General features: G+C 67.4%; 11 protein-coding genes. 1 reads left to right on the forward strand and 10 read right to left on the reverse strand.

The annotated features are described in order from the left end of the window. Positions 1–538 precede the first annotated feature (538 nt). From acs to LE197_RS18355, 10 genes are all read right to left on the reverse strand, one after another. Positions 539–2494, reverse strand: coding sequence for an acetate--CoA ligase (acs, locus tag LE197_RS18310; RefSeq protein ID WP_003110260.1), 1956 nt, complete (start codon positions 2492–2494; stop codon positions 539–541). A 181-nt stretch (positions 2495–2675) separates the two neighbouring features. After that, a complete protein-coding gene (dctM, locus tag LE197_RS18315; protein WP_003085927.1) occupies positions 2676–3959 on the reverse strand; it encodes a C4-dicarboxylate TRAP transporter large permease protein DctM in 1284 nt (427 codons plus the stop codon). After that, entirely contained in the window at positions 3956–4594 is a 639-nt protein-coding gene (locus tag LE197_RS18320; RefSeq protein ID WP_003114245.1) for a TRAP transporter small permease, read from the reverse strand. Before LE197_RS18320 ends, dctM begins: the two co-directional genes overlap by 4 nt. A 48-nt stretch (positions 4595–4642) precedes the next feature. Continuing rightward, positions 4643–5638, reverse strand: coding sequence for a TRAP transporter substrate-binding protein (locus LE197_RS18325; RefSeq protein ID WP_003117123.1), 996 nt, complete (start codon positions 5636–5638; stop codon positions 4643–4645). Between the two features lie 113 nt (positions 5639–5751). Continuing rightward, positions 5752–6579, reverse strand: a complete 828-nt coding sequence (locus LE197_RS18330; RefSeq protein ID WP_003085920.1) for an HpcH/HpaI aldolase/citrate lyase family protein — start codon at positions 6577–6579, stop codon at positions 5752–5754. 10 nt (positions 6580–6589) lie between these two features. After that, positions 6590–7792 (reverse strand): CaiB/BaiF CoA transferase family protein, encoded by a 1203-nt coding sequence (locus LE197_RS18335; protein ID WP_003123246.1) that lies wholly within the window; start codon positions 7790–7792, stop codon positions 6590–6592. 55 nt (positions 7793–7847) lie between these two features. Further along, positions 7848–9200, reverse strand: a complete 1353-nt coding sequence (locus LE197_RS18340) for an MmgE/PrpD family protein (RefSeq protein ID WP_003120744.1) — start codon at positions 9198–9200, stop codon at positions 7848–7850. A gap of 38 nt (positions 9201–9238) precedes the next feature. Further along, positions 9239–9619, reverse strand: coding sequence for a VOC family protein (locus tag LE197_RS18345; RefSeq protein ID WP_003085915.1), 381 nt, complete (start codon positions 9617–9619; stop codon positions 9239–9241). A 14-nt stretch (positions 9620–9633) separates the two neighbouring features. Next, the gene (locus LE197_RS18350) at positions 9634–10794 is read right to left on the reverse strand and encodes an acyl-CoA dehydrogenase family protein (protein ID WP_003085913.1); all 1161 of its coding nucleotides are present in this window, start codon (positions 10792–10794) and stop codon (positions 9634–9636) included. A 45-nt stretch (positions 10795–10839) separates the two neighbouring features. After that, complete coding sequence (locus LE197_RS18355) at positions 10840–11667, reverse strand: MaoC family dehydratase N-terminal domain-containing protein (protein ID WP_003085910.1); 828 nt, start codon at positions 11665–11667, stop codon at positions 10840–10842. A 116-nt stretch (positions 11668–11783) separates the two neighbouring features. Here LE197_RS18355 and LE197_RS18360 point away from each other — a divergent pair, with 116 nt between their 5' ends. Further along, positions 11784–12680: a LysR substrate-binding domain-containing protein gene (locus LE197_RS18360; protein WP_003145630.1), complete on the forward strand. Its 897-nt coding sequence runs from the start codon at positions 11784–11786 to the stop codon at positions 12678–12680. Positions 12681–12784: the final 104 nt, after the last annotated feature.

Below are 12784 nucleotides of genomic sequence, written 5' to 3' on the forward strand. Positions count from 1 at the left end.
TGGAACTCCTTCGAAGGGGATGGCATCGATTGGCAGGAGAAATAGAACCTTGCCCAGGCTGCCGACGGATATGCGTGATCACCGGCTCTTGCGCATGGCGCCTTCTCGTGGACAGGGCGCCAGCTGGGGTGAGCGGCATTCTAGCGACAGGCCGAAAGTGGTTATTTCTTCAATGCGACAACTAATTATAAAAGCACCGAAGAGGGCATTCGGCGATATTGACAGGCAGCGACATTTGTGCCCGGAAAGCGCGAAGTGTAATCAATGAGTAAAGCAAATCTCAAGCCATAAATTGCCAATTCCTTCTCCTTCAATGGCTTGGCCGCTACGACTCGCCTCGACTGCTACCCCGTGTCGCACCTTGCTGTGCGTGGCGTTTCCTCTCGCCCCAATTATGCGCAGGCGCGCATCACCGAAGTGTTACCGCCGCCCCATTCCCGGCGCGAGCCCATTCGAAACGCCCTCCTCCTCGGCCCGCGCCAAATGAAAGACCCCGCGCGGCTCGCACCGCGCGGGGTCGTTTCGGATCAGGCGGAAGTCAGGCGGCCTGCATCGAGCGATGGGTCTCGATCAGGTGCTGGACCACGCCCGGGTCGGCAAGGGTGGAGATGTCGCCGAGGGTGTCGTACTCGGCCGCGGCGATCTTGCGCAGGATGCGCCGCATGATCTTGCCCGAACGGGTCTTCGGCAGTCCCGGCGCCCACTGGATCACATCCGGCGTGGCGATCGGACCGATCTCGCGGCGAACCCATTGCTTCAGCTCCTGGCGCAGCGCCTCGCTCGGCTCGACCCCGGAGTTGAGGGTGACGTAGACATAGATGCCCTGCCCCTTGATGTCGTGCTGCATGCCGACCACCGCCGCCTCGGCGACCTTCGGGTGGGCGACCATCGCGCTTTCCACCTCGGCGGTGCCCATGCGGTGGCCGGAGACGTTGAGCACGTCGTCGACCCGCCCGGTGATCCAGTAGTAGCCGTCCTCGTCGCGGCGCGCGCCGTCGCCGGTGAAGTACATGCCCTTGAAGGTCTTGAAGTAGGTGTCGACGAAGCGGTCATGGTCGCCGAACAGGGTCCGCGCCTGGCCCGGCCAGGAGTCGAGGATCACCAGGTTGCCCTCGGCGGCGCCCTCGATCAGGTTGCCGAGGTTGTCCACCAGCGCCGGGACCACGCCGAAGAACGGCTTGGCCGCGGAGCCCGGCTTCATCGCATGGGCGCCCGGCAACGGGGTCATCAGGCAGGCGCCGGTCTCGGTCTGCCACCAGGTGTCGACGATCGGGCAGCGCGACTGGCCGACGGTCTCGTAGTACCACTGCCACGCTTCCGGGTTGATCGGCTCGCCCACCGAACCGAGCAGACGCAGGCTGGAACCGTCGGCACCGGCCACCGCCGCCTTGCCTTCAGCCATCATCGCGCGGATCGCGGTCGGCGCGGTGTAGAGGATGTTGACCTTGTGCTTGTCGATGATTTTCGCCACGCGGGTCACGTCGGGGTAGTTCGGCACGCCCTCGAACAGAATGGTGGTGGCGCCGTTGGCCAACGGGCCATAGACGATGTAGGTGTGGCCGGTGACCCAGCCGATGTCGGCGGTGCACCAGTAGACTTCGCCCGGACGGTAGTCGAAGACCCGCTCGTGGGTCAGCGAGGCGTACACCAGGTAGCCGCCGGTGGTATGCAGCACGCCCTTCGGCTTGCCGGTGGAGCCGGAGGTGTAGAGGATGAACAGCGGGTCCTCGGCGCCCATTTCCTTGGGTGCGCAAGTGCTGCCGGCAACCTTCATCAGGTCGTCGTACCAGACGTCGCGGTGCTGGTTCCACTTGATCTCCGCACCGGTACGCTTGCAGACGATGATCTTCTGCACGCTGGAGGTTTCCGGGTTGGTCAGGGCGTCGTCGACATTGGCCTTCAGCGGAGTGCGCTTGCCGCCGCGCACGCCTTCGTCGGCGGTGATCACCACCTTCGACTTGCAATCGATGATGCGTCCTGCCAGGGCCTCGGGGGAGAAGCCGCCGAAGACCACCGAGTGGATCGCGCCGATGCGGGTGCAGGCGAGCATGGCGACCACGGCCTCGGGGATCATCGGCATGTAGATGGTCACTACGTCGCCGCGGTGCACGTCCTGCCCGCGCAGGGCGTTGGCGAACTTGCAGACCTGCTCGTGGAGCTGGCGGTAGGTGATTTCCTGGTGGTCGGCGGGATCGTCGCCTTCCCAGATGATCGCCACCTGGTCGCCGCGTTCGGCGAGGTGACGGTCGAGGCAGTTGTGCGACACGTTGAGGGTGCCGTCGGCGAACCACTTGATGTCCACGTGATGGTCGTCGAAGGAGGTCTGCTTGACCTTCTCGAACGGCTTGATCCAGTCGATCCGCTGGGCCTGCTCGCGCCAGAAGCCGTCGGGGTTGACGACGGACTGCTGGTACATCGTCTTGTAGGTGGCTTCGTCGGTGAAGGTCCGTGCCACCGCTTCCGGGTGCACGGGGTACAGGGATGCCGCAGACATGGCTTTAACCTCGGTACGTGAGTGTTGTTTTTGTTGTGCCCAGTTGTAGCGAGCGCACACCCCACGAACCATACGACCATGGTCTTACCACTGCGCGACAGCGCCGATAGTAGCTATAAGCCGCGCCGATCGTAGCCTTGCGCCAGCGGCGGAGCGCGTCCCGCGCCCCGCCGCCGCGACCTCAGCTCATGCCCAGCAGGCCCGGCAGCCACAGCGAGATCAACGGCACGTAGGTCACCAGGATCAGGAACAGCAGCAGGATCATCAGCCACGGCAGCGCCGCGCGGATGGTCGCCCCCAGCGGCATGCCGGTGACCGCCGAAGTGACGAACAGGTTGAGGCCGACCGGCGGGTGTACCAGGCCGATCTCCATGTTCACCACCATGACGATGCCCAGGTGGATCGGGTCGATGCCCAGCTTCATGGCGATGGGGAAGAAGATCGGCGCCAGGATCAGCACGATCGCCGAGGGCTCCATGAAGCTGCCGGCGACCAGCAGCACCACGTTGACCATCAGCAGGAAGCCGATCGGGGTCAGGCCTTCCTGCACCACCCATTCGGTGATCTGCTGGGGGATCTGCTCGGTGGTCAACACGTGGGCGAAGAGCATGGCATTGGCGATGATGAACATCAGCATGATGCTCAGCCGCCCCGACTCCAGCAGCACCTTGGGACAGTCGCGCAGGCGCATGTCCTTGTACACAAACAGCGCGACGAAGGCCGAATACACCGCCGCCACCGCCGCCGCCTCGGTGGGGGTGAACAGCCCGGAATAGATGCCGCCGAGGATGATCACCAGCAGCAACAGGCCCCAGCCTGCACGGCGTGCGGCGGCCAGCCACTCGCGGAAGCTGGCGCGCGGCTGCGCCGGCAGCTTCTTGACCCGCGCGACGATGTAGATCACCACCATCAGGATCACCCCGAGCAACAACCCCGGAACCACCCCGGCGACGAACAGCTTGCCCACCGAGGTCTCGGTGGCGGCGGCGTAGACCACCATCACGATCGATGGCGGGATGAGGATGCCCAGGGTCCCGGCATTGCAGATGATCCCCGCGCCGAAGGCGCGCGGATAGCCGGAGCGGACCATGCCGGCCACGGCGATCGAGCCGACCGCCGCCACTGTCGCCGGCGACGAACCGGACAGCGCGGCGAACAGCATGCAGGCAAGCACCGCAGCGATCGCCAGGCCGCCGCGGATATGCCCGACGCAGGCATTGGCGAAGTCGATCAGGCGCCGCGCCACGCCACCGGTGGTCATGAACGCGCCGGAGAGCAGGAAGAACGGGATCGCCAGCAGGGTGTAGGCCTCGGAGGTCTCGAACAGCTTGATCGCCAGCGAGCGCACCGAATCCGGGCTGAACAGCAGGATCGTCAGGGCGCCGGACAGCCCCAGGGAGATGGCGATGGGCACGCCGATGAACATGAACAGGAACAGCAGCAGGAACAGGATCAGCACGGTCATGGACGGTTCTCCCCGGCCTCTTCGCCGGCCAGTTTGGAGGCCTCGGCGGCCTCGTCGGCGAGGCCCAGCCCGAGCTGGCGACCGCGCAACAGGTTGACGAGGATTTCCAGGTAGCGCAGCAGCACCAGGCCGAAGCCGACCGGCACCACCACCGCGATGTAGGCCTGGAGGATGCCGAAGTGGTCGAGGTCCTCGGCGCCGATGCCGGCGACGAACAGGGTCTTCACCCAGTCGTAGCTGGCGACCATGAACAGCCCGGCGTAGCCCAGGCAGCAGAGGCAGGCGAGTATCCCGATCAGGCGCTGCAAGGGACGCGGCGCCAGGCGCACCAGGGCATCCACCCCGAGGTGGCCGGCGGTGCGTACGCCGTAGGCGATGCCGAGGAAGATCAGCCAGCCGAACAGCGCCTTGGTCAGCGCGTTGCTCCAGGACATATCCTGGGCTACCCCGAGGATCGCGTCGCCCATCGAGTACAGCGGAGCCCGCAGTGTCGGCAGGCGGTCGCCGAGGTCGTAGAACAGGGTGAAGACGTTGGTCATCACCACATAGAGGAAGGTCACCAGCGTCATCGCCGCCAGCAGGAAGGCGATAGCGCCCTCCTCGAAGCGGTTCCAGACGCGCACGAGTCGATTCATCGCAGCGTTCTCCACAATGCCCCGCCCGGCCGGGCGGGGCCGGACGGGTCAATCGGGACGGTTGGAAGCTTCGGCGGCCTGGAGCAGATCGGCACCGACATTGCCGCGGAATTTCTGCCATACCGGCTGCATCGCCTGGCGCCAGTCGGCGCGCTGCCGCGGGCTCAGGGTATGGATCTCGCTGGCGCCACTGGCGAGGATGCGCTGGCGGGCGTCGCGGTTGAGGCGCTCGGCCTCGAGGTTCACCTGCACGGTGACCTCGTCCATGATCCGCTGCAGTTCTTCGCGGATGTCCGCCGGAAGGCCATTCCAGAACTTCGCGTTGGTGATCACCATGTAGTCCACCAGGCCGTGGTTGGACTCGGTGAAATACTTCTGTACCTCGTTGACCTTCTGGCTCTCGTAGTTCGACCAGGTGTTCTCGGTGCCATTCACCACGCCGGTCTGCAAGCCCTGGTAGACCTCGGCGAAGGACATCTTCCGGGAGATCGCGCGGAGCTGGCGGAACTGCTCGTTGAGCACGTCGGACGCCTGCACGCGGAATTTCAGCCCGCGCGCGTCTTCCGGCTCCAGCAACGGGCGATTGGCGGAGAGCTGCTTCATCCCGTTGTGCCAGTAGGCCAGGCCGAGGATGCCCTTGCCCTGCATGCTGGTCAGCAAGGCGCGCCCCTGCGGGCTGCGCTGGAAGCGGTCGACCGCCTGGATGTCGTCGAAGAGGAACGGCAGGTCGAAGATCTGCACCTTGCGCGTGTACTGCTCGAACTTGGCCAGGGACGGCGCCAGCATCTGCACGTCGCCCAGCAGCAGCGCCTCCATTTCCTTGCCGTCGCCGAACAGCGACGAGTTGGGATAGACGTCTACCTCGACCCGGCCGCCCAGGCGCTGTTCGACGAGTTTCTTGAACAGCAGCGCGCCCTGGCCTTTGGGCGTGTTTTCCGCGACCACGTGGGAGAACTTGATGACGATCGGCTGCGCGGCATTCGCCAGGCAGGAGCCACCGATCGCCAGGGCGCACAACAGCGCCCGTACCATCGTCTTGAACATTTCGTGACCTCAGATTGTTGTTGTGCTTTCGAGGTATCGACGAGCCTGACGCAGCCGGCGCGTTCGGAGAGTTCGCCATTGCTCAAGCCCGCGTTCGCGTCTGTCGAACGCGTTCAGCCGCCCTCCCCGGCCCGCTCCAGCAGGCGTCGCGCGCGTCCCAGCACCGGCGCGTCGACCATCTCGCCGTCGACCACGAAGACGCCGGCACCGGAGGCGCCGGCCTCTGCCACCCGACGCGCCCACTCCAGTTCCGCGGGACTCGGCATCAATGTCTGGTGGATCGGCTCGACCTGGCTCGGATGGATGCACAGCAACCCGCCGAAGCCCATGTCGCGAGCGAAGCGCACTGCCTCGACCAGTCCGGCACGGTTCTGGATCGCCGGATAGACGCCGTCCAGCGGCGGCGCCAGGCCTGCCAGGCGCGTTTGCAGGAGCAGTGCGTAACGGGCGTGACCGAGAATCTGTTCGGCTGCGTTGCTGCCGCTGTTGAGATCGAGGTCCAGGGCCAGGTCGAGGCTGCCGAAGGACAGCCGCTCGACCCCCGCGGCGGCGGCGATCTCGCCCAGCGCGGCAAGGCCGCGGGCACTCTCGACGATGGGCCAGACCGGCTTGCCGCTGGCCACGGCGGCGTGGCGCACCTGGGCGGCGCTCTCCACTTTCGGCAGGAGCAGGCCGATCACTCCGGCGTGGTCGCGGCACAGCGCCAGGTCGTCGGCATGCCCGGGATGCTCCGCCGCGTTGATCCGCACCAGCACCCGGGCTTCCGGCGTATCGACGAGGAAACGCCGGAGATTGGCCCGCGCCTCGACCTTCAGCCCCTCCTCCACCGCATCCTCGAGGTCGACGATGACCCGGTCGGCGCCGCTGGCAAGGGCCTTGGGGATCCGCTCCGGGCGGGTCGCCGGGACGAACAGCGCGCTGCGCACGATCTGTCGGTTCATGTCCGCCTCCTCATACCGTTCCGGTCGCGCGCAGGCGCTGGATATCGGCCGCGGTACAGCCCAGTTCGGCAAGCAGCGCGTCGCTGTCGCCGCCCAGCGCCGGCACCGCATCCATGCGCGGAACGAAGGCGCTGCTGCTGGCCGGCGGCAACAACGCCGGCAGGCGCCCGGCCGGGCTGTCGATGGAGGTCCAGCGTTGCCGCGCCTGTAACTGCGGGTGCGCCCAGACCCCGGCCATGTCGTTGACGTGGGCGTTGGCGATCTGCGCCTGTTCCAGGCGCGCCACCACCTCGGCGGCCGGCAAGGCGGCGAAGGCTTCGACGATCAGCGCACGCAGCTCTTCGCGGTTGGCCGAGCGCTTGAAGTTCGCCGAGAAGCGTTCGTCGTCGGCCAGCTCCGGGCGGCGCAGGACCTTGTCGCAGAAGGCCCGCCACTCGCGCTCGTTCTGCAGGCCGAGCATCACTGTGCCGCCGTCGCCGGCGGGGAATGGCCCATAGGGGTAGATGGTCGAGTGCGAAGCGCCGGCGCGCGGCGGCGGCGGCGCGTCCTGGTAGGCGTAGTACATCGGGTAGCCCATCCACTCCACCAGGCTCTCCAGCATCGACACGTCGATGCGGCTGCCCTCGCCGGTGCGCTCGCGCAGCAGCAGGGCCGAAAGGATGCTGCTGTAGGCGTACATGCCGGCGGCGATATCGGCGATCGAACAGCCGGCCTTGGCCATCTCGTTCGGCCCGGCGCCGCCGGTCACCGAAAGGAAGCCGCCCTCGCTCTGGATCAGCAGGTCGTAGGCCTTCTTCTTCTCGTAGGGACCGCCTTCGCCGTAGCCGGAGATATCGCAGACGATCAGTCGCGGGAAGCGCTCGCGCAACGCCTCGTAGGACAGGCCCAGGCGCGCGGCGGCGCCCGGCGCGAGGTTCTGCACCAGCACGTCGGCGCCGGCCAGCAGCTTCTCCAGCAACGGCAGCGCCTCGGCCTGCTTGAGATCGAGGCTGAGGCTCTGCTTGGAACGATTGGTCCAGACGAAGTGCGACGACAGGCCGTTGACCCGCTCGTCGTAACCGCGGGCGAAATCGCCGACGCCGGGGCGTTCGATCTTGATCACCCGCGCGCCGAGATCGGCCAGTTGGCGGGTGCAGAACGGCGCGGCGATGGCGTGCTCCAGGCTGACCACGGTGATGCCGTCGAGCGGGCGCGGTCGGTGGGATTGTGTCATGGGTCGGACTCCCTGCCCTCGTCCGTCGAAGACGAGGTGCGGCTGGTTCGGTTGATCAGATCAGCGGCGCTACGGAAGGCGCCTGGCGCAGGCCCCAGGCGCGCTGGATGAGGATTTCCGCCTCGGCGTCGGTGGCCGCGCCGGAGAACGCCAGCAGGCGGCGGAACTTATCGGCCAGTTCGTCGCGGCTGAGGGTATTGCCGGGATCGCCCTTGGGTTCGTCGATGGCGGCGGTATGGCGCCGCCCCTGGCGATCGAGCACTTCGACCCGCCCGAGCCAGCGCTGCGGATAGGCGGCGTCGACCTCCGGGTCCAGGCGCATCTCGACCCGCTCGCGGAACGCTGCGACCCGCGGGTCGCTCAGCGCATGCCGATGGAACTCGCCGAGGCCGGCCTTGCCGTACACGGCGATCAGGCCCAGCACGGTGCCCATGGAGAACTTCGCCTGGTGCACGGTCTGCGGCTCGACCACCCGGCCGAGCACGTCGATGGCGCCCTGGTGGACCCGCGCGGTGACCGCGGCGATCTGCGAGTGATCGAGCCCTTCGCGCTGCATCAGCGCCAGCAGCGCGTCGGCCGCGGGATGGGTATGGCGGCACGAGGCGTGGAACTTGAACGAGGTTTCCAGCAACGCCCAGCGGCTGCCGAGGCGATCCACCAGGCGCTCGGGGTCGGCGTCGCTGGACATCCCGGCGGCCATCCCCTGCTCGCCTTCGAGGATGTGTCGCGCGCCGCTCAGGCCGTCGGCGGTGAGATAGGCGGCGAGCAGCCCGTCGGCGGCGGCCTTGGCGGTATGCAACTGCTTGGAATCGGCGGCGTCGCGGAGGAACTCCCAGAGCCCGGCGGCCTGGGTTCCGGCGCTGCCGAGCAGGTCGACGAAGCGCTCGCGGTCGAAGTCCATCAGCTTGCCCACCGCCACTGCCGCGGCGAGGGTGCCGACCGTGGCAGTGGTATGGAACACCCGGTAGTGGGAACGGCCGAGGAATTCGCCGATGCGGATGCCGGCCTCGTAGCCGGCCACCGCCGCGAGGATCAGCTCGGCGCCGCTGCGGCCGAGGTCCTGGGCCGCGGCCAGGGCAGCAGGGAAGACCACCGCCGCGGGGTGCAGCACCGAGCTGTTGTGCAGGTCGTCCTGCTCCACCACGTGGGAAGCCGCGCCGTTCACCAGGGCGGCGAAATACGGCGAGCTGCGCCGCCGGCTGGGCAGGATCTGCGCGCTACCGTCGGCCGGGCCCATGCGTTCGGCGTAGCGCTCGAACAATGGGATCGGATGCTGGCCCTTGCCGGCCAGCGCCGAGCCGAGCCAGTCGAGGAACAATTCTTCCATCCGCGCCAACACCGCCGGCGGCAGGTCCTGGTAGCGCAGGCCGGCGAGAAAGCCGGCGAGTTGCTGGGTGTAGTCGGTCATGACCAACGCTCTCTTGTAGTTGTCCCGAGGCACGCGGCCTACAGCGGGTTGCTCAGTTCGATCAGGTTCAGGTCGGGGTCGCGCAGGTACAGCGAGAGGATCGGCCCGCCGGCGCCGGTGCGCTGCACCGGGCCCTCGAGGATTTCCACGGCCTGCTGGCGCAGTTGCTCGGCCACCGCCTCGAGTGGCGTGGCGACGATGAAACAGAGGTCGGCGGACCCTGGCGTAGGTCGCTCGGCCTTGGGTTCGAATTCGCCCCCGGCCTGGTGCAGGTTGATCTTCTGCGCACCGAAGGCGAGGGCCTTGCGACCCGCGCCGAAGGTAACGGCGCGCATGCCCAGCACGCGTGTGTAGAAATCGATGCTGGCGTCGATGTCGCGGACGGTGAGCACCAGGTGGTCGAGACGGTCGATCTGCATGGGCGGCTCCCGCTTCAGAACGAGCGCGGCAGTTCGAGCAGGTGCTCGGCCACGTAGGACAGGATCAGGTTGGTGGAGATCGGCGCCACCTGGTACAGGCGGGTCTCGCGGAACTTGCGCTCGACGTCGTACTCGCAGGCGAAGCCGAAGCCGCCGTGGGTCTGCAGGCAGGCGTTGGCCGCCTCCCAGGAAGCTTTCGCCGCCAGGTACTTGGCCATGTTCGCGCTGGCCCCGGCGTTGAGCCCGGCGTCGTACTCCTGGCAGGCGCGCCAGCGCATCAGGTCGGCGGCCTCCACTTCGATGTGCGCCTCGGCGATGGGGAACTGCACGCCCTGGTTCTGCCCTATCGGCCGGCCGAAGACCACGCGGTCGCGGGCATAGTGGCTGGCCTTGTCGATGAACCAGCGGCCGTCGCCGATGCATTCGGCGGCGATCAGGGTGCGCTCGGCATTGAGGCCGTCGAGGATGTAGCGGAAGCCCTTGCCTTCCTCGCCGATCAGGCTATCGGCGGGGATCTCCAGGTTGTCGAAGAACAGCTCGTTGGTCTCGTGGTTGACCATGTTGGCGATCGGCTGCACGGTCAGGCCCTTGCCGATGGCCTCGCGCAGGTCGACGAGGAAGATCGACATGCCTTCGGACTTGCGCTTCACCTCGGCCAGCGGCGTGGTGCGCGCCAGCAGGATCATCAGGTCGGAGTGCTGGATCCGCGAGATCCACACCTTCTGCCCGTTGATCACATAGCGGTCGCCCTTGCGCACGGCGGTGGTCTTGATCTTGGTGGTATCGGTGCCGGTGGTCGGCTCGGTCACCCCCATCGACTGCAGGCGCAGCTCGCCGCTGGCCAGCTTCGGCAGGTAGAAGCGCTTCTGCGCCTCGCTGCCGTTACGCAGCAACGTGAACATGTTGTACATCTGCCCGTGCACGGTGCCGGAGTTGCCGCCGCAGCGGTTGACTTCCTCCAGGATCACCGAGGCCTCGGCCAGGCCCAGACCGGAACCGCCGTACTCCTCCGGGATCATCGCCGAGAGCCAGCCGGCGTCGGTCAGGGCCTTGACGAAGGCCTCGGGAAAACCGCGCTGCTCATCGATGCGGCGCCAGTAGGCGGCGTCGAATTCGGCGCAGAGGGCACGTACGCCCTCGCGGATCGCGTTCAGCTCTTCGCTGTTCGGATTCATCGGTGACTCCTCGATTCTTGTCGTTGGATGGGCGCTGGGGCCCTTTCAGTCGAATTCCACGTCGCCGCGCTGGGCCAGGCCGGCGCCATTGCCGACCCATACCTCGGCCTTGCCGGCAGCGAGCAGGCGGCCGCCGACCTCGAACGGCTCGGGACAGATCAGCGGGCGCAGGCCGCGATAGGCGAAGCGACGCAGGCGCGCCTGCGGATTGGCCCGGCAGAACGCGCGCAGGGCCAGGGTGGCGATCAGCGGACCGTGCACCACCAGGCCCGGATAGCCTTCGGCATCGGTGACATAGGGCCAGTCGTAGTGAATGCGGTGGCCGTTGAAAGTCACCGCCGAGTAGCGGAACAGCAACACCGGATCGGGCTCCAGCGCCTCGCGCCAGTCGCCCTCGGGCAAGGCCTCGGTACCGCCGAGCTTGGGCGGGGTCGGTTCGCGGTAGACGATGTCGTGCTCTTCGCTCAGCGCCAGTTGGCCGTCCTGGCGGTAGTCGTGGCGCAGGGTGACGAACAGCAGCGCGCCGCTGCGACCGTGCTTCTCCTCGACCCGGAGGATGGTCGAGGTGCGGCTGGCCTCGCCGCCGACCCGCAGCGGCTGGTGGAACTCCAGGCGCCCGCCGGCCCACATGCGGTTGCGATCGTCCGCCGGCGGCAGGAAACCGCCGCGCGCCGGGTGGCCGTCGACGCCGAGGCCGGCGGCCTCCACCGGGTCCTGGAAGAACGCCCAGTGCCAGAGCGGCGGCAGCGCTTCGCCGTGGGCCGGGGTCGGCTCGCCGAAGGTGGCGGCGATGCGCTTGACCAGGTTGCGGCTCAATTGATCGTGGGTTTCTTCCTGGCGACCGATCCAGGGGGCGAAAGCGGACTCACTCATGCGTGGCTTCCCATGACCTAGGGGGTGATGGGAGGAGAATGATAGGATGCTAGCGTTTTGAGAATTTGCAATTACGCAATGGCGCGTTCGGATTTGCCGAACGCCATGGAGTGCCCATGCATTTCGATCTCGCCGACCTGCGCCTGTTCATCCATATCGCCGAGTCGCCCAGCCTGACCCAGGGCGCGCGCCGCGCCTTCCTTTCCCCGGCCGCCGCCAGCGCGCGGGTCAAGGCGCTCGAAGGCCAGCTTGGCAGCCGCCTGCTGTATCGCGACAGCCGCGGCGTCGAACTGACCCCGGCGGGCCAGCGCCTGCTACAGCACGCGCGGCTGATCATGCGCCAGGTGGAATACCTGAAGAGCGAGTTCACCGAGTACGGCAGCGACGCCGCCGGGCATATCCGCATCTTCGCCAATACCACCGCGGTCACCGAATTCCTTCCGGAAATCCTCGCCGGCTTCCTCGCCGCTCGTCCCGGGGTCACCGTCGACCTGCAGGAACGCCTCAGCCGCGACATTGTCCGCGGCGTGCTGGACGGCTCCACCGACCTCGGCATCATCGCCGGGCCGGTGGCGGCCACCGGCCTGCAGGTCCTGCATTTCAGCACCGACCGCCTGGTGATGGCGGTGCCCCAGGGCCATCCGCTGGCCGGACAGGCCAGGGTACGCCTGCGCGACACCCTGCAGTTCCAGCATATCGGCCTGCCCGAGGGCACCACCCTGCACGCCTTCCTGTACGAACGGGTGGAGCAGATGGGCGAGCAGCTATCGCTGCGCATCCAGGTCTCCAGCTTCGAGGCGATCTGCCGGATGATCGAGGGCGGCGTCGGCATCGGCGTGATCCCGCAGTCCGCCGCGCGCCGCCACAGCCGGACGATGAAGCTGGCGACCATCGAACTCGACGAGCCCTGGGCGATCCGCGAGCGCAGCCTGCTGGTACGCGACCTGGAAGCACTGCCGAGTTGCCTGCGGGCGTTGATCGAGGAGTTGCAGAGGGTGGGAGACAGCCTGTAGGGCGGATAACGCCCCTGGCGTTATCCGCGGGGCTCCGGAGAATCGGCGGACAACCGCCAGGCGGTTATCCGCCCTACGACTCCCGACAAGCCGGGGTGCGATCG

The organism is Pseudomonas sp. PS1(2021) (genome assembly GCF_020405165.1).
GTDB lineage: Bacteria > Pseudomonadota > Gammaproteobacteria > Pseudomonadales > Pseudomonadaceae > Pseudomonas > Pseudomonas aeruginosa.

Coding starts and splice junctions, on each gene's coding strand:
- LE197_RS18325 (WP_003117123.1), bottom strand. CDS start 5,638: ATGTTCAAGACGATGGTACGGGCGCTGTTGTGCGCCCTGGCGATCGGT.
- acs (WP_003110260.1), bottom strand. CDS start 2,494: ATGTCTGCGGCATCCCTGTACCCCGTGCACCCGGAAGCGGTGGCACGG.
- LE197_RS18320 (WP_003114245.1), bottom strand. CDS start 4,594: ATGAATCGACTCGTGCGCGTCTGGAACCGCTTCGAGGAGGGCGCTATC.
- LE197_RS18340 (WP_003120744.1), bottom strand. CDS start 9,200: ATGACCGACTACACCCAGCAACTCGCCGGCTTTCTCGCCGGCCTGCGC.
- LE197_RS18345 (WP_003085915.1), bottom strand. CDS start 9,619: ATGCAGATCGACCGTCTCGACCACCTGGTGCTCACCGTCCGCGACATC.
- LE197_RS18330 (WP_003085920.1), bottom strand. CDS start 6,579: ATGAACCGACAGATCGTGCGCAGCGCGCTGTTCGTCCCGGCGACCCGC.
- LE197_RS18355 (WP_003085910.1), bottom strand. CDS start 11,667: ATGAGTGAGTCCGCTTTCGCCCCCTGGATCGGTCGCCAGGAAGAAACC.
- LE197_RS18350 (WP_003085913.1), bottom strand. CDS start 10,794: ATGAATCCGAACAGCGAAGAGCTGAACGCGATCCGCGAGGGCGTACGT.
- dctM (WP_003085927.1), bottom strand. CDS start 3,959: ATGACCGTGCTGATCCTGTTCCTGCTGCTGTTCCTGTTCATGTTCATC.
- LE197_RS18360 (WP_003145630.1), top strand. CDS start 11,784: ATGCATTTCGATCTCGCCGACCTGCGCCTGTTCATCCATATCGCCGAG.
- LE197_RS18335 (WP_003123246.1), bottom strand. CDS start 7,792: ATGACACAATCCCACCGACCGCGCCCGCTCGACGGCATCACCGTGGTC.